We start from the raw sequence: 18,879 nt of genomic DNA, 5'->3' as shown, positions 1-18,879 counted from the left end.
GATTACGCCCTCTCCCCATTAATTGATACCGGCGGGAAGGGATAGCGTTCGCCTCGTTCAACCCAGTCCATAAAGTCGGCGCGCGCGCCGGGAAAATTAATCAGCGTCCAGCCGACCATGCCTTTATTGCCGCCATGGATAGGGTCGCTGAAGAAGCCTTCGCGGGTGTTTTGCAACAGATAGGAAAAAAACAGCGAGGCCGGCAGCTGTTTGAACTGCGCCTTGCCGGATTCCCACAGACCGAGCGCCTCATCCTGCTGTTCGCCGCTCAGTTCAGCAAAGCTCTTGTGATACTGGTTTTGACACCACTCTTCGGCATCGGCGATACCGAGGTTATAAATCTGTTTTGGTACCAGCGGCAACTGGTAGCCCATCTCTTTCGGCACGTCGGGGTTAAATGGCCCCTGCATATACCAGATGGAACCGGTGGCATAAGGGGTGTTAAGCTGGCGGTCGATAAACTCCGACACACCGGCCTCTTTGGCGCCGGGACCGAGTTCATCGGCCGGGATTAAGCGAGCGACGGCGGCGTTGATAAACAGCCACTCGCGATCGTTGAAGAATTGCGGCTTCCAGTCGCTGGATGTCGCGTTGCCACCGGCTGAAGGTGCGGAGGCCGCCTGTGCCGTGGCGCTCGCCGCCACGCCAATGGCGCCCACGCTGCCGCCGCCGATGACTACCGTTGGAATCAAGGCCATTGATTTTACTAAAAAATCACGCCTTGAATTGTTGGTTTTCTCGCTCGACATAATCACATTCCTGTCAATTAAAAATACTGTTTTGTCGCTTACAAGCCCAGCAAATCCCGCTCTGGTACCGATACCATTGAACTGTTGCGAAACAGACCGTCTGGCTTTGGCCAATAAGACGTACAATAAATCGCCAATAGCGATAAGATTTATAGGGTTATCGTTTGGATATTAGACGATTCTCAACGCAACGCGGGAAAATGGCGCAAATATTCACCGGGTTGTCACGATAAGATCGGGCATTTAATAACCTGAGTGCGGTAAGTCATGCGGAAATTTCGCGCCTTTGGTTTTACCAAAGCGCCAATAAAGGGTGATATGTATCACATTTGTTATTTTTTGTTTATGGTACATGGCAGATTAAGCACCTGTAAATACTCGCTTAATGAATAATTAAACAATTCGAGCTGTTAAATTAGTTAATCACCGTTGTTAATTAAATCGATACTGGTTCCCTTATCAATTTAACGACACGGTGATGTCGTACAGATATTCCCAACCACAAGGAGAATTTATGTTCGATCATGTCAAATTTGGCGTCAGTGATTATGCCGCGAGCAAGGCATTCTTTTTACAGGCGCTGGCGCCGCTCGGCGTGACGCTGGCGGGCGAAGGCGAGCCGGCTTACGGCGCGGAGCTAGCCGGAGCGAACGATGCCTCTTTATGCCTCTATCAAAGCGAAGATAAACCCGCGCCGCTGCATATCGCCTTTTGCGCCGAGAGCCGCGAGCAGGTTGACGCCTTCTGGCACGCGGCGCTGGCCGCCGGAGGCAAGGATAACGGCGCGCCGGGATTACGACCTAATTACCACGCCAATTACTACGCCGCCTTTGTCATTGCGCCAGATGGACACAATATCGAAGCGGTGTGTCATCTGGCGCCCTGAGCAAAGTTTATCGCTGCGGAAAAATCCACACATCATCCGCGGGCAGCGTCAGATGACAATGTTCGGCATCGCGCAGGGCCGTGCCGTAGGCGCGGATGGCAAAGTCATCGCCCTCGGTGCGGAACAGATATTCCCACCGATCGCCAAGGTACATGCTGGTCAGCAGCGGAAGTTCCAGGCTGTTATCCTGCGGCGAGCAGTCAAGGCGCAGCCGTTCGACGCGGATCACCGCCGTCGCCGGCTGACCGACGCTGACCCCCTCGCCCGCGCGGCCCCATAGCGCCCAGCTGGCGCCTTCAACTCGCGCGCGTCCGTCCTCCAGCGCCGTCACCTTACCGTGCAGGCGGTTATTACTGCCCATAAACTCGGCGGCGAACAGGGTGGCCGGATTGCCGTACATCTCCTGCGGCGTCCCCTGCTGTTCAATCACGCCGTTGTTAAGCAACAAAATGCGATCGGAGATCGCCATTGCTTCATTCTGATCGTGGGTGACCATCAGCGCCGACAGGCCCAGCTTAATAATGAGCTCGCGCAGGAATACCCGCGCCTCTTCGCGCAGCTTGGCGTCGAGGTTAGATAGCGGCTCATCCAGCAGAATAACCGGTGGGTTATAGACCAGCGCCCGTCCTATAGCCACGCGCTGCTGCTGGCCGCCGGATAGCTGATGCGGATGCCGATTACCGAGATGTCCCAGACCTAGCTGCTCGAGAACGCTCTGCACCCGCTGTTTAATCTCGCCGCTGGCCACCTTACGCAGTTTCAGCGGATAGGCCACGTTGTCGAATACCGTTTTATGCGGCCACAGGGCGTAGGACTGGAACACCAGCCCGAGATTACGCTCTTCCGCCGGGATCTCGCTACGCGGACTGCCGTCATAAACCACGTTATTGCCGATGGTGATCCGCCCGGCGGTCGGTTTCTCCAGCCCGGCGACCGCACGCAACAGCGTGGTTTTCCCGCTACCTGAAGGGCCAAGCAGCGACACCACTTCCCCGCGTTTGAGCTCCATCGACACCCCTTTCAGCACCGGGTTGTCGCCATAGGTCAGATGCAGATTGTCTACCGATAACTCAATCATGTAATTTCACTCCAAAGCGCAGGGCGATACCCAGACCGACTACCACCAGCAGAATATTGATAAACGATAGCGCCGCGACGATATCAATGGCGCCCGCCGCCCACAGAGAGACCAGCATCGACCCGATCGTTTCGGTGCCTGGCGACAACAAATAAACGCCGGTTGAATATTCGCGTTCAAAGATCAGGAACATCAGCAGCCAGGAGCCGATAAGCCCGTAGCGCGCCAGCGGAACGGTGACGTGGCGGGTGATTTGCCCGCGAGAGGCGCCGGTGCTACGCGCGGCCTCCTCCAGCTCCGGCGCCACCTGCAGCAGCGTTGATGAGATAAGGCGCAGGCCGTAGGCCATCCACACCACCGTATAGGCCAACCAGACGCTGAAAATGGTGTTGCGCAGCGCGCGCAATTGCACGATAAGGTGTTCGCGCAGCCAGTCGGCGACCGGCAGCGTCGAGAGCCAGCCGTTTTTCAATGACTGATCGAGCCACATCGGCACAAACAGAAACACCCACAGAAACGCCAGACCGGCCAACAGGCCCGGCACCGCGCGCGGTACCAGCACGCTGTAGTCGAGAAAGCGCGTGACGTTATCCGGTTTACGGTGCATGGCGATACCGACAAACAGATAGCACACCACCGCCAGCGCGCCGCCGATAATCCCGATCGCCATCGAGTTGACGATCGCCCGCAGCAGATTCGGCTGCTGCCAGATGTTGCGGAAAGTCGCCAGCGACAGCTCATCCCATAATGAAACGCCAACGCCCCAATTGGAAATAAAGGCCCGTAGCGCCACACCCAGTAGCGGAACGCCGATGGTCACGGTTAACCACGCCACCACGACCGCGCCCGCGACCCAACGCCATTTCCCCAGCGGCAAGGCGCGCGACTGCGACGCTTTACCTTTCATGGTCACGAAGCGGTTGGCGGTACGCATCAACCGGCGCTGCAACATCACCAGCGGAATGGTAATGCAGATTAACACCACCGCGACCGCCGCCATCAGATGGTAAGAAGGCGTTCCCAGTTTATTGGTCAACTTATAGAGATAGGTCGCCAGCACCATGTTGCCCTCCGGATCGCCGAGCACCAGCATCAGGCCAAAGACCTCAAGGCCGAGGAAGAACAGCAGCACGCAGGCGTAGAGAATGGACGGGCGTACCATCGGCAGGCTCACCGAGGTCATCACCTGCAGCGGCGTGGCGCCGACGGTACGCGCCGCCTCTTCCACATCCGAACCGACGCTACGCAGCGCCGAGGAGATATAAAGATAGGCATGCGGGACGTGCGTTAAACCGGCGATTACCACGATGCTGAACATCGAGTAGATATTCCACGGCACAAAACCAAGCCACGCCTGCGCCCACTGCGACAGGAAACCGACCGGCCCGGCGGCCACCACGTAACCAAAGCCCAGCACCATCGGCGAGACGAAAATCGGCACCAGGATCAGCGGCTCAATAAAGCGCCTGCCGGGTAAATCGGTACGTACCATTAAAAAGGCCAGAATGCCGCCCAGCGGAATCGCGATAATGACCAGACCAAAAGCGAGGATAAATCCAGAGCGTAAGGCCAGGTAAAAATCCGGGTCGGTAAAAATAAAACCGAAGGCTTCGAGGCTCCACTCTTTCGAGCGGGCAAAAAATGGTGCGGAAAGAAAACTTTGCGCCACGATAAATAATAGCGGAACGTAAATTACCAGTGCCGCTATCAATACCACCATGCCACGCGGTAGCCCTTGCCACTTTCTGCGTAAAATGTTCATCTTTAATTCCCCTGGCAAAGTGCAGAGATAAATTATCAAGAAGAGATAATGAGTACTTATTTACTGAATACTGATACGATCATTCCCCCGGATACATTCCAGGGGAAGTTTCACAGGTAATTACTTTATTTCGCAGCAGCGGCGCGCCATTGCTTAATAAATTCCAGACGCTGTTTGGGTTGCAGATATTGCAGCAGGCTTTCATCCACCGGAATAGGCTTCAGCGCATTGCCCAGTAATTTGGTCATCCCGTCGATATCATTTTTACCTTCAATGTCGTTGCGAATTGACGGGATATCGCCCTGAGAGGCAAGAATCGTTTGCCCTTTTTCCGACAGTACATAATCGAACCACAGTTTCGCCGCATTAGGATGCCCTGCTTCCGCGGTGATAAATGAGACGCGGGACAGCACCAGCACGTAGTCTTTCGGATAGGCGATGCCTAATGACGGGTCGGTTTTAGCGCGCGCTTCGGCATAGGATCCCAGAATGTTATAGCCGATCAGGTTTTCACCGGAGGAGACGCGCTCCATCATGGTGCCGGTAGAGGATTGCACCGTCAGGCCGCCTTTGGCGATATTCGCCAGGTCGGCAAAGTAATTGCCGTCAGCCTTGCTATCCTGCACCGCCAGCATAAAACCAAGCCCCGATTTCTCGATATCGTAGGTGGTGACTTTGCCTTTAAATTTATCAGCCTGCCCGGCGATAAGTTTGGCCAATGCGGTATGTGAATCCGGCACTTCATTTTGTGGGATCAGCCGTTTGTTATAGATAAAGACCACCGGCTCATAGGTTGTGCCGTAGGCTTTTTGCTGCCAGACCGCCCATTTCGGCAGCTTGCCAACTTCTGGTGAAGCATACTCTTGCGCATAATCGGTGGCTAATTTCAGCGCCGTGTCCATAGAAGAGCTCCACACCACGTCGCCGCTCCCGCCGCCGGCGGCTTGTTCACTAATATAACGGTTGTACAGCTCGGTGCTGTTCATATCGTTATATTCAACTTTAATCCCAGGATATTGCGCTTCAAAGCCTTTAATTAACGGCCCTGCCGCTTTGGTGTCCGTTGTGGAATAAACCACGACTTTGCCCTCTTTCACCCCGGCATCAACGACTTTTTGATAATCTGCCGGGTAGCCCTGCGGCACCTCCGCCAGCGCGGAGTACGAGAAGACTGTCGTCAGTGAAACCACTAAACCGCCGATTTTCTTATACATAAAATCAACCCTTAAGCATCAATAATTAAACACAAATTTAACATATAGTGCTACAACCCCCTCTGCAACGCTGGGGGAAGGGTTTTTATGGCTTTTGTGACAGTGGTGTAGTTTAAAAAGTGGTGTTTATGGAGTTTATTCAGCGAATAGAGAAAACAGCGAGCGAGGTCACAGATTAATGCCGCAGCGTCACGAAGCGATTACCGCCAATGGCAAAGCCTTTATTTGCATTTCTTCAGGACCATTCGAATAAAGAAAAACAGGAGCAGCGCCATTACGAGGATGGAGTAATAAATGTACCTTTTACATATTCACCTAATATTACATTCAACACCATTTTGCCGGGCGGTTTCGTCAAAATGAACCATGCCAATAATCTCCCTATTCAGTGAGAGATATTTATCGCCTTGATCTTCTGCGCCTTGCGGCGCAGCATGGAATGGCAAACGCAACAAAACAACAACATACATCGAGGAGACTATTCGTGCCTACAGGACATCGCTTTCGCCCCACGGAGCTGCACCACTTCGTTACCACCCTGTTCACGCAGCTGGGCAGTACACCAACCGAAGCCGCGCTGGTCGCAGACCACCTGATCGCTGCCAACCTTGCCGGACACGATTCGCACGGCGTCGGCATGATCCCGAGTTACGTAAAATCCCATAGCGAAGGATTTTTGCAGCTTAACCGCCATGCCAGCGTGATGAAAGACGCCGGCGCCGTCGTCACCCTTGACGGTAACGCCGGCTTCGGTCAGGTCGTTGCCCATGAAGCCATGCAGTTGGGGATTGAAAAAGCCAAACAGCACGGCCTGGCCGCGGTAGCGCTGCGCAATGCTCACCATATCGGGCGCATCGGTTACTGGGCGGAACAGTGCGCCGCGCAGGGGTTAATATCCATTCATTTCGTCAGCGTCGTCGGCGATCCGATGGTGGCGCCATTTCGCGGCAAAGATAGCCGCTTCGGCACTAACCCGCTCTGCGTGGTCTTCCCGCGTGAAGGCCACCCGCCGCTGCTGCTCGATTACGCCACCAGCGCCATCGCTTTTGGCAAAACCCGCGTCGCGTGGCATAAAGACGAAGCGGTGCCCGCCGGCTCATTGATTGACTCTCGCGGCGAACCGACCACCGATCCGGCGGTGATGCAGACCTCACCGCTTGGCGCCCTGCTCACCTTTGCCCAACATAAAGGCTATGCCCTGGCGACGCTGTGCGAGGTGCTCGGCGGCGCGGTCTCGGGCGGACAAACGACCCACCAGGATAGCCTGCAGGGCTGCGTCGACGCCATCTTCAACTGCATGACTACCATTATTCTCAGCCCCGAAGCCTTCGATGCGCCGCAGATGCAGCGCGAAACCGAGGCCTTTATCGACTGGTGTAAACAGTCGCCGCACGATGCCGATACGCCTATTCTGGCGCCGGGTGAGTGGGAAGCGGCCAATCGTCAGCAGCGGCTGGCAAACGGTATTCCGCTCGATGCCAGTAGCTGGCAGGCGATCTGCGCCGCCGCGCGGCAGGCCGGCATGTCGCAAGAGACGCTGAACCAACTTCAGCAGAATATGGAAGTTAACGCTTAACCTCAATCCCCGCGGGGCGATCGTCAGCCACGGCGTCCCGCGTCATCGTCACTTATGACGACATCCATGATTTTCCCGCGTCTTCATCACCTTCATCCCGCGTCATCAGCGCTATCTTCACTTTGGCACGCATTATGCAATCGATTTGTATCGCACGACGATCGACGTCGCGCGTTTGCTGACGGTAGCCTGCCGGGCCCGGCGCGCTATCGCCCTATCTTCACTGTTAACAGGTCTGTTACTGATGAATAAAATTACCAGCGTGTGCCCCTATTGCGGGGCGGGTTGTAAACTCAAATTGGTTGTCGAAAATGATAAAATCATTCGCGCCGAGGCCGCCGACGGCGTCACCAATCAAAACCAGCTATGCCTGAAAGGCTACTACGGCTGGGATTTCCTCAATGACACGCAGCTTCTCACGCCTCGCCTGAAGCAGCCGATGATTCGTTATCAGAAAGGCGGCCCGTTCACCCCGGTCAGTTGGGAAGAAGCGATTCGCTACACCGCCGCTAAGCTCCGCGAGATCAAGGCCAAATATGGCCCGCGCGCCATCATGACCACCGGTTCGTCCCGCGGCACGGGGAATGAAACCAATTACGTAATGCAGAAATTCGCCCGTGCGGTACTCAATACCAATAACGTCGACTGCTGCGCCCGCGTTTGCCACGGGCCGTCGGTCGCCGGGCTGCAGGCTTCGCTCGGCAATGGCGCGATGAGCAACTCGATAAGCGATATTGAGAACTCAAAATGTCTGCTGGTCTTTGGCTATAACTGCGCCGATTCTCACCCTATCGTGGCGCGAAGGGTATTGAGAGCCCGCGACAACGGCGCGAAAATCATCGTCTGCGATCCGCGGCGCATTGAAACCGCCCGCATCGCCGACCAGCATCTGCAGCTCAACAACGGCAGCAATATGGCGCTGGTCAACGCCTTCGCCTATGTCCTGCTGGAAGAAGATCTCTACAATCACGATTACGTTGAGCGTTATACCGAAGGGCTTGAGGCCTATCGTGAGGCGGTGAAAGACTACTCTCCCGAAGCCGTGGAAGCGCTGGTCGGCGTCCCGGCGCTGGCCATTCGCCGGGCGATGCGCACCTTCGCCGCCGCCCCTTCCGCCACCATTATGTGGGGAATGGGCGTAACCCAGTTTGGCCAGGCGGTTGATGTCGTCCGCGGTCTCGCCAGCCTCGCGCTGCTGACCGGCAACCTCGGGCGGGCTAACGTCGGCGTCGGCCCGGTCCGTGGACAAAATAACGTCCAGGGCGCCTGCGATATGGGGGTGTTACCCAACCAGTTCCCGGGCTATCAGGACGTCACCGACGCCGCGGTGCGCGCCAAATTCGCCAATGCCTGGGGCATCGATCCGGCGCTGATGGATACGCAAATCGGCACCCGTATCACCGAAGTCCCGCATAAAGCGCTGGCGGGAGAAATCAAAGCCTACTACATCATGGGAGAGGATCCGCTGCAAACCGAGGCCGATCTGGGTCTGGTACGCAAAGGGATGGAAGCGCTGGATTTTGTGGTAGTGCAGGATATTTTTATGACCAAAACGGCGGAAGTGGCTGACGTGCTGCTGCCGGCGACGTCCTGGGGCGAGCACGGCGGCGTCTTTACCTGCGCCGACCGCGGCTTCCAGCGTTTCGAACAGGCTATTCCGCCCACAGGTAATGTGAAACGCGATTGGGAAATTATCAGCCTGCTGGCCAGCGAGATGGGCTATCCGATGCATTACGCCAGTAACCAGCAAATCTGGGATGAAATGCGCGAACTCTGTCCGCTGTTCTACGGCGTAACCTGGGAGAAAATGGGCGATATGGGCCACGTGCAGTGGCCGTGCCCAACGCTCGATCACCCCGGTACGCCATGGTTGTATCAGGATAATCACTTTGATACTCCATCGGGCAAAGGGCAACTGTTCGCCGCGCCGTGGCGCGCGCCGGCGGAAACGCCGGACGATGATTTCCCGCTGGTGCTCTGCACGGTGCGCGAAGTCGGCCATTACTCCTGCCGTTCAATGACCGGCAACTGCGCGGCGCTGCAGTCGCTGGCGGACGAACCTGGCCGGATCCAGATGCACCCTGCCGATGCAGAGCGGACTGGTATCGCCGATCGTCAGCTGGTATGGGTGAGTTCGCGGCGCGGCAAAGTGATGACTCGCGCCGATCTCAGCGAGCGAATCAACCCCGGCGCGGTGTATATGACCTACCAGTGGTGGGTCGGCGCCTGTAACGAGCTGACCCAGGATAATCTGGATCCTATCTCGAAAACCCCGGAAACCAAGTACTGCGCGGTGAAGGTAGAGGCTATTGCCGACCAGGACTGGGCGGAACGGTACGCGTGGACGACCTATAGCCTGATGAAGGCGCGGTTAAAGGCGGCAGCTAACGCCTGAGGGTGAATTCAGGGAGAGGCTTAGCTTCTCCCTGATATCTGACGTTGACCGGATTGACATAAAAATAGGTCTTCTTTGGCAGGCCTGCTTTATGAAAATCTGTTGTCCCGTTCAGGGATCTGCCAGCAGGGACTGAAGTATAAAGCCGCCCACCCGTCCTGGGACGCCGGCAAACAGGGCTTTCTCCTGTTCGGTAAGTTAAGACATGGTGTGTTTTCCTCAATTCAAGCGCATGGCATGACGGACGCTGTCAGGTGTTTTTCCAGTCCACCCCTGGAATGCGCGATAAAAGGAATTGGGATCTTCGAATCCAAGGAGGAAAGCGATCTCTGCGCCGGACATCGTGGTATTTGCCAGGTAGTGTCGGGCAAGGCTCTCCCGCACCATATTGACCAGGGCGCGAAAGTTTTCCCCCTCCTCCTCAGCCGACGTTGAAGCGTACGCTTACTCAAGCCCAGTCGTTCCGCGGCCTTCTCAATGGTAGCCGCATTACCAGGCAACAGCTCCAGTAAGACAGCACGCACGCGTTCCGCCGTCGACGCCGTCGAATCAAGTTCACTGAGCCGTCGGCGAAGATCGGGTTCGAACGCGTGAAACATGCTTTCGTTGACCGTCAGGAATGGACGCAAAGCATCCACAGCGGCGAAAGCGATAACTGGATACTCTCCCTTTTGCACAGGTACGCCGAAGAAATTCTCGTAACGCCGGAGATAACGACTGGACGGAAGTTGCGGCAGGATAACGCGATGCGCCTTAATGTGCTCACGGGTAGCCAGTCTGGTTAGTCGCACGAAAAACGCAATCTCGGCCACTTGCAGCGAGTAAGGTACCTCGGTTTGTATCGACAACCAGCGAGGCGTCACGACCAGCTCGCCTGCGTCACCCGTATTGACTTCCAGGCTCATGGGCGCCACCAGTTGCTTGTATTTGGCGAGGCGCTGCAAAGCCTGTACCAGATTCGCGCTGCACAGGGCAGCGAACAGTGGTGGGTTGAAAGAATCAGCCGAGAGAGTCTCGACGAGGCGTAAGGGAAACATGGCATTACTTGCCTCAGCCTCTAAAGCGCGCCAGAAACGAAAATAGTCTTCGCCAGAAAGCCCCTGTCTTGTACGAGAGAGTAAATCGTCTGGAAGGCCGGCCCGACGTAATACATGACCAGGCTGAACATCTAAGTCCTTCAGTATTGCCAGCCAGCCAATATCCATGGGAAAAGTTTTGTTTTGCACCTTCAGAACTCCGTCACTATTGCTCTTTCAACCGACGCTCAGAGTATAGAGCAGTCGTGCGCTTAACCCCCTTCAAACCGCGCCACAATGACTGCACGTTACGCCAATCTGTAACATCCACGACTCAACTCCCTGTGCTGGCATCTCTCGCATTAAAATTGGCGCGGATTGCCAGAGCGTTGTCGTGGCTTGCTTCCTATAGTGAGATGTAAACATCACACCAGCCAGGACACGTTCCACCTGTCCTGGCGGTCCAATCTGAACAATAGAGAAATTCCCATGAATGCTACCGAAGCTATCGACCAACTGGATCCCCAAAAATGGACCACAACATCTCCCGCAGAACGTTTGCGTCTGCTGGAGGAAGTCCGTGCAAACCTGAAGAAGTACGGTGATGACCTCGCCTTCGCCGACAGCAAGATGAAGAACGGCATCCTCGGTGCGCCTCTTTTTTCATACCCAATGTCAAAGGTTGCTACCGTCGTTCCTATGGCGAGTACCGTCTCGGCAGCCATCATCCTTTATGAATCCATTCTCGACGGCAAGATGCCACAGCCGCTGAGCGTGGAAAAAGTGAGTGAGGATCTCTACGATATTTATGTCTTTCCGCAGGAGCGGAAGGACAAGTTGATGTACGCGGATCAGAAGAGTCGCATCCGTGTGAAAGGCGCACCGAAACAAATCAATCCGATGGAAAAGCCCGCGGGTATTATTGCCGTGCTGGGTGCAGGCAACTACAGCTCAGCGCTCGAGGTGTTGAAAGCGATCTTCTTCGAGAACTGTACAGTCGTACACAAACCGCATCACCTGAACGAAGAAACCGACAGGATTTGGGCAAAGATCATGCAGCCGCTGATTGATCGGCGCGTTCTGAGCTTCTGCGATGCCGATCGGGGACAAGATCTGACAGTAGACCCCCGCCTCTCCAGGATCTACTTTACTGGTGGAACCGCAACGGCCGAGGCTATCATGTCAGCGACAGAGACGCCGCTGATCTCCGAATGCGGCGGTAATAACCCATGCATCATCGTGCCGGGCGACCGGCCATGGACAAAGAAGGAAATTGAGCACCAGGCAGTGCAGATAGCCACCATGGCAAAGTTCAATGGTGGCGCGAACTGCGGTCGTCCCCAAACTCTGGTGACAAGCAAACACTGGCCGCAGCGCAAGGAATTCCTCGACGCGCTGCGGGTCGCTATCTCGGAGACTACTCCGGCCATGGGTATGTACTACCCTGGCGCCGACAAGGTCGTGGATGGTTTTCGACAGGCCTATCCCGATGCGGAAGTACTGAGCCCCGAGGGCGGCAAGTATCCGCATTCCGATGTCATATTACTCACAGACGTTGAGCCCGGTGGCTACGCCACTTCACATGAAGCGTTCAGCCTGGTGCTCGCTGAAGTGCCGCTTGACCTGCCAGCCAATGCCGCGCACTTTCTCCCCGGCGCCGTCAAGTTCGCCAACACCCAGCTCCTGGGCACGCTCGCCAGTGCGATACTTATCGATGAGGACACCAGAAAGGCCCATCAGAAATTACTTGAGCAGGCGGTGTCTGACCTGGAATATGGTGCGGTCGCCATCAACAGCATGCCGTCCTTCATTTTTCTCAACCCCTATCTGGCCTGGGGTGGAAATGAGGCAGGCAAGACGTTCGTTTCTGGTCGCGGCAACTTTGGCAACCTACTCAATTACGAGAACGTTGAGAAATCGATCATGGAGACAAAGTTTATGTCACCTGGGCACATGCTCTACACCAACAAGCGAGCGTTCGACAATATGGCTGGAAACATGGCGAATTTCGCAGTCGAGCCTACCTGGATGAACCTGACCTGTCTGATGGGGGACGCCATCCGCGATAGCTTCCGTAAAAAAGATTTCTGAGTCAGTAGAACGTATCGGCCTGAAAGGCCTTATCCATTGCCCTTTACTCGACTATCTTCTAGCGAGTCTGCTTCGTAGCCTGAGCAGTGAATGTGACCTTGAGGACATGCATAGGGTGAGCTCCACAACAATAAATCGGAACTCATCGCGGCTTTCCACAATAAATCGTGGTGCTCGAACGGCTTGTACGCCAGTTCGAGCGCTATCAGGCCAGAGCCGGTCGTGGCATTCTGCACCTGAAAGTGAGTCTAGCAACGATAGACTTGACGACACCTTCACTATTGTGAATTTAATTACACCATAGTAAATTACGTGGATTCATTTTGTAGGTTATTACCCAAAAACATGTCCATTTTAAGGAAAAAAAGATGATAAAAATCAGAATGTCACGACCTTCTGAAGCGGAAGACATCATCCAAATTTGGAAAAATTCTGTCGATGCTACGCACGATTTTCTGAAAGCTCACGACCGGCAAGAGATCGAAAAAGAGGTGGTCGGCTTTTTTTCGGAAACCCCTGTATGGGTAGCGACAAATGATGAAGACCAGCCACTCGGATTTATGTTTTTACATGATGGTCACCTGGAGGCCCTGTTCGTAGATGCTGCTGCTCGCGGGCTTGGCGTCGGAAAACAGTTGATATCCCATGCCCTTGCTCTTCATCCTGATTTAAGCGTCGACGTCAATGAACAAAACCAACAGGCTGTCGGGTTTTATCAACATATGGGCTTTCAGGTTTCAGGGCGCTCCGGGCAGGATAGTCAGGGAAGACCTTATCCCCTGCTGCACCTGCGTAAAGGGCATGGCGTCTAACCGTTTGCCAGGGAAATATCATCTGTTTTTTTGGCTAAACGCAACGATGTATGTACAGCTCTGTTCGCTATCCGGGTTGGTCATTTGGCACTCGCCTGCAAAGGTAAGAGCAAGACAGTCACCCGCTTGCAAATGATGAGTCTGATGATTGATCCTAAAATCAAGGTTGCCGCTCAGCATCCAAAGTGTTTGCCCGCAAAGATGCTCAATAGCGGAAGCGGGGATCGTCAGTTGCCCCAGTGCAGGGATTTCAACTTTTATCAGTTCCGGACTGGCGCCCGCCGGGGACAATGTCCAACGAATAATGCCTGATTGTTCATCTGTCCAATGCTGCTGCTGGTGAGCGAAACGAACCAGCGAATTCTGATGTTGCTCAAGCTCGGCGAAAAGTTTTGATAGCGTAATATTCATGGCGTTCGCTAAACGACTAAGGATAGTCGCGCTGGGGCTGGAGACGCCTCGTTCAATCTTACTAATCATCGCCTGGCTCACGCCTGAGCGTTGAGCAAGCTCCGTTACCGTCCAGTTACGAGCTTTCCTGTGCTTTAGTAATAACTGTGCAATGTCGCTATCTACTATCTGATTTTTCGCTGTTTTATCCATTTTCACCCTCACTTTCGCCTGCCTGATTATGCCATTAGCCAAATTAGGCTGGAATCATTGATTATGTCAGTGTGAAAAAATCAGGTTTCAATGGATGGACAATTATCTTTAGCACCCACGTCATCAGAAGAGCATGAGTTTGCGATGCCCGCATCCGGCACAACGCGGGTAAGTTAATCCGAGTTCTTCGTTTCATAGCAACGTCCCCCCTTGATTAAGGATAGCGTTGCATCGACCCGTTGAACTCACAGCGAGGAGTGAACATTGTGCTTAAATAATGATGATTCTGGCAGGATGGGTTTTCAATGCCTGGAAGGTAGCCACTAATTCAGGTGACGTAAATGTGTAGCAATCCCCCACTTTAGGCCAATACATTTTCCATTAATCAGGTCGATAACAGAATAACTTGCATTGGGATGAGCATAGCGAGGGAAACTATCGACAGTCCCTTCTTTAAGAATTGCCAGAGTGCCCTGACTGACATGCCCGTGAGACACAATACATATTGTTTGTTGATGTGATGAAGTATCTTCCAGGTTTTGTAAAAAACGCATAACTCGCTGAGAAGCATGCGCCAGTGACTCCCCCCCTGGTGGACAATACTCTGCATCAAGCCTGAATAATGCATTTGCATAGTTTGGATGTTTTTGTCTGAGTAGTTCTAACGGCATACCTTCAAACTGACCAAAGGCCTGCTCTTTAAGGGCCGGTTCAGCCGTCAGTGAACAATGAAAGTGTTCAGCCAGGCTTTGCCCCATTTGCCAGGCACGCCCAAGCGGAGAAGCGTAAATACGCTCTATTTGATACTCACTTGCACTAAACGCTGCTAGTAGGAGGGATGTTTCACGCAAACCCCGACAGGTCAAGGAGCTATCGCTGTGCCCCTGAATAATTCCTTCCCAATTCCACTCTGTTTCTGCGTGTCGAACAAGTATCAATTTCATCGTTAGCTGGCCATGCTCGTTGTTGATCAAAATGTCCCAACTGCGCGATGTCAAACACACACCGTTGAAGCAGCGGAAGGCTTTCCTGTTGTGGAAATAATGAACAAGTGTAGCTTATTGCCGTTATGCAGCGGCTCTGGGTGTGGGGCGCTGAATTTTATCCGTAGTTAACTTCCGCTTTTGGCACGGAGCGGACGTGTTAACGAAGCTGAAGGTCCGCTGGGAGCGCTTAGCGGACATGCCATCAGCTTATCAGCCACCTTTACGAGCATTCCATTCATCACGTGTGATTTCCCATAGCTCGGAATCCAGCAGACCGCTGACATATGCTTTCTTTTCAGTCCTAATGAGCCGCATGCCACTGCTTTGTGAGATACGTTTGGAGCGGTTATTGAGAGCCGCTTTCGGCGCACGCAATATAGTCTTATTTAAGGAATTGAACCAATAATCTGTAGCTGCGTTACAGGCCTCACGCATAAAACCTTTGCCCTGATGCTCCGGAGATAACCAAAATCCTCGGTTGTTATCCTCAACATCATAAAGACAGATTAAACCTACCATGTTGTCAGGTGTTTCACGATGCCTAATAGTCCAGATCCAAGCGATTCCATTTGCTATATCAGGCAAGGCAACGTTATTGACATAATTCTCGGCGCCATTATCCGGATAGGGCCACGGTACTGATGAGACCATGTACCGAACAATCTCCCAGCGAGGATAAAGTATCTGAATTTGTGAGGCATCTTCTGAGGATAATGGTTTTAACAGTAAGCGTTCTGTATAGAGAATAGGTATTGGCATCAGCACTTTTCCTTCCTGAACTTAGTGTCTATTACTATTTAAGCCATTAAATAGCTATCTCAATGTATCTTGATGTACAGAAAATATCTATACAATAGGAGGCGCGGTTAACAAGCAGTCAGGGGCAGTTTTTGGCACTGCGCGGATGAACCAACTGAGTTTAAGCTCCAGTCTGAGCGAAGAGCAAACCACACTATCTGAGGTAACGTATTACTGTTAATGGTGACCCCATTAACGCTAATACTATTATTACTTTTTTCATCAACGGTTAGGCAGATGCATTAATGGTTAAGCTTAGGGAAATAGAAATGAAATATCCAGGCGCAGGGGCCTGGCAAATGGGAGACAGTCCAGAACTGGCAAGCGAGCTTGCTAACCTTATTAAAAAAGGAATCAAAACGGCCTCTTGTGGATCTTTTGCCTCTTACCAACAGGAAGAATCTGCTCCGAGGATTGGCAGCTATAACATAATTCTTGATGGACAGAATGTCCCGGTATGCGTGATCCGGCTGGTTTCGCTACAATTGGTGCGTTTTTGCGATATTAATGAGGAGTTCGCTCGCAAAGAGGGTGAAGGCGATTTAAGTCTTGAATACTGGAAGAAAGAGCATCAGCGATTTTTCATCCGTGAAGGTCATTTTTCTGAGGATATGGAGTTGATCGCAGAAGAATTCGAAGTGGTTGAGGTGCTGTAATCGGAGATAAAATTGCTGATGTTTATCTATCACCCTTTTCATAAACGTCCGCTCCTGGCACGAAGCGGTCAGCATGCAGGATCACCAGAACTGTCATGACAAAAGAAGATGTTGTCCTCTAACGAATGCAGGATTTATTCTCTGCCTTTCTTATTCGAAGTAATATAACGTGTGGTTTGATTGACATTACTGGAGGTATAACATGTTGGTTTATAATGTCTTTGGTCGATACCTTGGCATTCTGCGTAAGAATGAGTGCTGGTTGGTTTTTCGAGTAGATCTGACAGAAAGAAAGTATTCCCGTATCTATGACGTTGTTATTCCAGATGATCTGGCAGAAGATGAAATTGCAGGCTGGTTAGATGATATTTTCCATGAAGCTGCAACCGAACGTCATCCAGATGTTAAACGCATCGAATAATTAATTGATCAAATTATCAATATCCGCTTCTGGCGCGACGCGGACTGCCTGAATAGCCGTAAGATCTCTATGAATGAAAGGTGGAGTTTAGCTTCTCGGGCCTGTTTATACACAATCGGGCTGGCTGTATTGTAACGTCCGAAAAATCTGGTAAAACATTGCTACACAAAATTCTTTACTATCAAGATTCGTGAAGGCCGTATTGAACCGGCCTTATGTGATTTTCAGACTGAATTACTGACCCGAGAGAATCGAAGCCGGAACAAGCGGCACGGAGCTCAACTTATTAACGAACCTTCAGGTTGAGAATGGAGGTTATGGGTGCTTGCCCTCTTCCAGCAGGCCATTTACCAGCAGGGTGAAAACCTGAATCGCTTTTGGTAAAGCATGCTGCGGATCTTCACTGGCAGCCACCCACTGAGCGGCATTCAGTGCAGCTCCATTTAACAGCCAGGCGGTAGCATCCACATCTACCGGCTTGATTAAGCCGCGTTCAATCAGATCTGAAATGCTCTCTCGGGTGGCGTCAAGGCAGTTATTCTGACTCGGCCATTTCGTAGGATCGCCAAGAAAAGCCGGGCCATCAAGCAGAACGATACGCCGGACTTCTTCATCCAGAGCCATTCTGATATAGGCTATCCCTTCAGCCAGAAGCTTTTGCTGGTCATCCCTGAACTGTGTCGCTGCACTCTTGGCACTTTGTGCCATTTCTGAGTCAATCTGGGCAACCACAGCGGCAAGCAACCCTTTTTTGTCCCCAAAATTATGGTACAGAGCCCCACGCGTCAGGCCAACGCTGGCAGTCAAATCATCCATTGATGCTGCTGCAAACCCTTTTTCGGCAAAGGCTTTTCGTGCGGCTGTAATCAACTTCGTGCGGGTTTCTTCCATCGTTTCGGCGCGGCGTTTGGCAGCCATGCGGACTCCTTGCAATATACGCAGCGTATGAAATTTGACATACGCCGCGTATGTGTGGTTAAGTTTACATACACTGCGTATATTAATTCATTTATTTATGTCACGCACGGCTTCACACATCCGAAAAAAGGATACGTTATGAACCAACCGAAACCTGTTTTCCCGGCGAATCGCCACGCTCTCTATGAGAAGCATGGTTATTCTGCTGCGATCCGCTCTGGTGATTTACTGTTTGTATCCGGTCAGGTGGGTAGCCGGGAAGATGGTAGTCCTGAGCCCGACTTTGCAACGCAGGTAGAACGTGCCTTTGAAAACCTCAAGGCCACTCTTACCGCCGCAGGATGTTCGTTTGAAGATCTTATCGATGTGACAACCTTTCATACCGATCCGGAGAGTCAGTTTTCAACCATTATGCAGGTGAAACAAACCGTTTTTCCGAAGCCGCCATATCCCAACTGGACAGCCGTGGGGGTTAACTGGCTGGCGGGATTTGATTTTGAGATAAAGGTTATCGCCCGGATTCCGGAACATCAGCAATAAAAACTTCACACACAGATATCACGAGATCCGATATCTGTGTGTAAACCCGCCGCCAGGTCAGCTAAGTCTGGCTTCGGCATTCACTTCATCCAATCGAGTGAATATTTTCTTTTTTTAAGCTCTGCAGTCAGCTCTTACACATGTTTCAACGTGATATGGTATTTCGCTATAATGCCCCTGAGACTCATACGAATCCATTCCATATCGATATGACACTTTTTACCCCCTTTTCATATGGTCAGGGTACAATTTGCTCTACACAGGTAAACTATTATCCTTCTGGGCTTCTGGGTATTGACGAAACAGCGCTAAATATTCAATTTTTCCACAGGTGCTCAAACCGCCTATATACAACTGACCTGCCCTCAGCGGCTTAGA

General features: G+C 52.7%; 16 protein-coding genes and 1 pseudogene. 8 read left to right on the top strand and 9 right to left on the bottom strand.

All coding sequences use genetic code 11. From position 1 onward, the window contains the following. Positions 1 to 2 precede the first annotated feature (2 nt). Positions 3 to 752: a gluconate 2-dehydrogenase subunit 3 family protein gene (locus tag ABLV08_RS18220; protein WP_348856131.1), complete on the bottom strand. Its 750-nt coding sequence runs from the start codon at positions 750 to 752 to the stop codon at positions 3 to 5. Between the two features lie 511 nt (positions 753 to 1,263). On the opposite strand from ABLV08_RS18220, the gene ABLV08_RS18215 reads away from it, so the two are divergent. Continuing rightward, positions 1,264 to 1,635 carry a VOC family protein gene (locus tag ABLV08_RS18215; protein WP_015366948.1) on the top strand — a complete coding sequence of 124 codons (372 nt, stop codon included), beginning with the start codon at positions 1,264 to 1,266 and terminating at the stop codon, positions 1,633 to 1,635. A gap of 7 nt (positions 1,636 to 1,642) precedes the next feature. Here the strand turns inward: ABLV08_RS18215 and ABLV08_RS18210 are convergent, their stop codons facing one another. The 3 genes from ABLV08_RS18210 to ABLV08_RS18200 all read right to left on the bottom strand — a co-directional run bounded on the left by ABLV08_RS18210 (position 1,643) and on the right by ABLV08_RS18200 (position 5,689). After that, positions 1,643 to 2,713 carry an ABC transporter ATP-binding protein gene (locus ABLV08_RS18210; RefSeq protein ID WP_015366949.1) on the bottom strand — a complete coding sequence of 357 codons (1,071 nt, stop codon included), beginning with the start codon at positions 2,711 to 2,713 and terminating at the stop codon, positions 1,643 to 1,645. Then, the gene (locus ABLV08_RS18205) at positions 2,706 to 4,475 is read right to left on the bottom strand and encodes an iron ABC transporter permease (protein WP_015366950.1); all 1,770 of its coding nucleotides are present in this window, start codon (positions 4,473 to 4,475) and stop codon (positions 2,706 to 2,708) included. The genes ABLV08_RS18210 and ABLV08_RS18205 overlap by 8 nt, the downstream gene beginning before the upstream one ends. Before the next feature lie 125 nt (positions 4,476 to 4,600). Then, complete coding sequence (locus tag ABLV08_RS18200) at positions 4,601 to 5,689, bottom strand: ABC transporter substrate-binding protein (RefSeq protein WP_020079034.1); 1,089 nt, start codon at positions 5,687 to 5,689, stop codon at positions 4,601 to 4,603. A gap of 484 nt (positions 5,690 to 6,173) precedes the next feature. On the opposite strand from ABLV08_RS18200, the gene ABLV08_RS18195 reads away from it, so the two are divergent. Both ABLV08_RS18195 and fdhF read left to right on the top strand, forming a co-directional pair. Continuing rightward, entirely contained in the window at positions 6,174 to 7,265 is a 1,092-nt protein-coding gene (locus ABLV08_RS18195) for a malate/lactate/ureidoglycolate dehydrogenase (protein ID WP_348856116.1), read from the top strand. Positions 7,266 to 7,509: 244 nt separating this feature from the next. Continuing rightward, on the top strand, positions 7,510 to 9,660 hold the full coding sequence (gene fdhF / locus ABLV08_RS18190) for a formate dehydrogenase subunit alpha (protein ID WP_032707864.1): 2,151 nt from the start codon (positions 7,510 to 7,512) through the stop codon (positions 9,658 to 9,660). 219 nt (positions 9,661 to 9,879) lie between these two features. On the opposite strand, the pseudogene ABLV08_RS18185 reads toward fdhF, so the two are convergent. Then, positions 9,880 to 10,886 (bottom strand): annotated as a pseudogene (locus tag ABLV08_RS18185) (AraC family transcriptional regulator ligand-binding domain-containing protein). Positions 10,887 to 11,165: 279 nt separating this feature from the next. On the opposite strand from ABLV08_RS18185, the gene ABLV08_RS18180 reads away from it, so the two are divergent. Together ABLV08_RS18180 and ABLV08_RS18175 are read left to right on the top strand one after the other, a co-directional pair. Then, positions 11,166 to 12,767 (top strand): aldehyde dehydrogenase family protein, encoded by a 1,602-nt coding sequence (locus tag ABLV08_RS18180; protein WP_348856115.1) that lies wholly within the window; start codon positions 11,166 to 11,168, stop codon positions 12,765 to 12,767. 368 nt (positions 12,768 to 13,135) lie between these two features. Continuing rightward, complete coding sequence (locus tag ABLV08_RS18175) at positions 13,136 to 13,579, top strand: acetyltransferase (protein WP_032707861.1); 444 nt, start codon at positions 13,136 to 13,138, stop codon at positions 13,577 to 13,579. 18 nt (positions 13,580 to 13,597) lie between these two features. Here the strand turns inward: ABLV08_RS18175 and ABLV08_RS18170 are convergent, their stop codons facing one another. The 3 genes from ABLV08_RS18170 to ABLV08_RS18160 all read right to left on the bottom strand — a co-directional run bounded on the left by ABLV08_RS18170 (position 13,598) and on the right by ABLV08_RS18160 (position 15,927). Beyond that, the gene (locus ABLV08_RS18170; RefSeq protein ID WP_032707860.1) at positions 13,598 to 14,182 is read right to left on the bottom strand and encodes a helix-turn-helix domain-containing protein; all 585 of its coding nucleotides are present in this window, start codon (positions 14,180 to 14,182) and stop codon (positions 13,598 to 13,600) included. A 323-nt stretch (positions 14,183 to 14,505) separates the two neighbouring features. Then, on the bottom strand, positions 14,506 to 15,126 hold the full coding sequence (locus ABLV08_RS18165; protein WP_071609823.1) for a histidine phosphatase family protein: 621 nt from the start codon (positions 15,124 to 15,126) through the stop codon (positions 14,506 to 14,508). Positions 15,127 to 15,378: 252 nt separating this feature from the next. Next, the gene (locus ABLV08_RS18160; RefSeq protein WP_032707855.1) at positions 15,379 to 15,927 is read right to left on the bottom strand and encodes a GNAT family N-acetyltransferase; all 549 of its coding nucleotides are present in this window, start codon (positions 15,925 to 15,927) and stop codon (positions 15,379 to 15,381) included. Between the two features lie 338 nt (positions 15,928 to 16,265). Between ABLV08_RS18160 and ABLV08_RS18155 the strand changes: the two genes are divergently transcribed. Next, positions 16,266 to 16,622, top strand: coding sequence for an ASCH domain-containing protein (locus ABLV08_RS18155; RefSeq protein ID WP_161798772.1), 357 nt, complete (start codon positions 16,266 to 16,268; stop codon positions 16,620 to 16,622). Between the two features lie 202 nt (positions 16,623 to 16,824). Further along, positions 16,825 to 17,043, top strand: coding sequence for a hypothetical protein (locus ABLV08_RS18150; RefSeq protein ID WP_015366962.1), 219 nt, complete (start codon positions 16,825 to 16,827; stop codon positions 17,041 to 17,043). A 315-nt stretch (positions 17,044 to 17,358) separates the two neighbouring features. Here ABLV08_RS18150 and ABLV08_RS18145 read toward each other — a convergent pair whose 3' ends face one another. Continuing rightward, a complete protein-coding gene (locus ABLV08_RS18145) occupies positions 17,359 to 17,961 on the bottom strand; it encodes a TetR/AcrR family transcriptional regulator (RefSeq protein ID WP_015705172.1) in 603 nt (200 codons plus the stop codon). 138 nt (positions 17,962 to 18,099) lie between these two features. Here ABLV08_RS18145 and ABLV08_RS18140 point away from each other — a divergent pair, with 138 nt between their 5' ends. Next, entirely contained in the window at positions 18,100 to 18,501 is a 402-nt protein-coding gene (locus tag ABLV08_RS18140; RefSeq protein ID WP_213796238.1) for a RidA family protein, read from the top strand. The last annotated feature ends 378 nt before the right edge of the window (positions 18,502 to 18,879 follow it).

Origin of the sequence: Klebsiella sp. CN_Kp088 (assembly GCF_040064335.1) — a bacterium.
GTDB classification, from domain to species: Bacteria; Pseudomonadota; Gammaproteobacteria; order Enterobacterales; family Enterobacteriaceae; genus Klebsiella; species Klebsiella aerogenes.
Note: the sequence above shows the minus strand (reverse complement) of the source record. Positions and strands in the feature narration are given on the sequence as shown.

What these genes read in the sequence shown, in the direction of transcription:
- ABLV08_RS18170 (WP_032707860.1), bottom strand. Translation starts at nt 14,182, where the DNA reads ATGGATAAAACAGCGAAAAATCAGATAGTAGATAGCGACATTGCACAG.
- ABLV08_RS18175 (WP_032707861.1), top strand. Translation starts at nt 13,136, where the DNA reads ATGATAAAAATCAGAATGTCACGACCTTCTGAAGCGGAAGACATCATC.
- ABLV08_RS18140 (WP_213796238.1), top strand. Translation starts at nt 18,100, where the DNA reads ATGAACCAACCGAAACCTGTTTTCCCGGCGAATCGCCACGCTCTCTAT.
- ABLV08_RS18150 (WP_015366962.1), top strand. Translation starts at nt 16,825, where the DNA reads ATGTTGGTTTATAATGTCTTTGGTCGATACCTTGGCATTCTGCGTAAG.
- ABLV08_RS18160 (WP_032707855.1), bottom strand. Translation starts at nt 15,927, where the DNA reads ATGCCAATACCTATTCTCTATACAGAACGCTTACTGTTAAAACCATTA.
- ABLV08_RS18165 (WP_071609823.1), bottom strand. Translation starts at nt 15,126, where the DNA reads ATGAAATTGATACTTGTTCGACACGCAGAAACAGAGTGGAATTGGGAA.
- ABLV08_RS18145 (WP_015705172.1), bottom strand. Translation starts at nt 17,961, where the DNA reads ATGGCTGCCAAACGCCGCGCCGAAACGATGGAAGAAACCCGCACGAAG.
- ABLV08_RS18180 (WP_348856115.1), top strand. Translation starts at nt 11,166, where the DNA reads ATGAATGCTACCGAAGCTATCGACCAACTGGATCCCCAAAAATGGACC.
- ABLV08_RS18215 (WP_015366948.1), top strand. Translation starts at nt 1,264, where the DNA reads ATGTTCGATCATGTCAAATTTGGCGTCAGTGATTATGCCGCGAGCAAG.
- ABLV08_RS18155 (WP_161798772.1), top strand. Translation starts at nt 16,266, where the DNA reads ATGGGAGACAGTCCAGAACTGGCAAGCGAGCTTGCTAACCTTATTAAA.
- ABLV08_RS18200 (WP_020079034.1), bottom strand. Translation starts at nt 5,689, where the DNA reads ATGTATAAGAAAATCGGCGGTTTAGTGGTTTCACTGACGACAGTCTTC.
- ABLV08_RS18205 (WP_015366950.1), bottom strand. Translation starts at nt 4,475, where the DNA reads ATGAACATTTTACGCAGAAAGTGGCAAGGGCTACCGCGTGGCATGGTG.
- fdhF (WP_032707864.1), top strand. Translation starts at nt 7,510, where the DNA reads ATGAATAAAATTACCAGCGTGTGCCCCTATTGCGGGGCGGGTTGTAAA.
- ABLV08_RS18210 (WP_015366949.1), bottom strand. Translation starts at nt 2,713, where the DNA reads ATGATTGAGTTATCGGTAGACAATCTGCATCTGACCTATGGCGACAAC.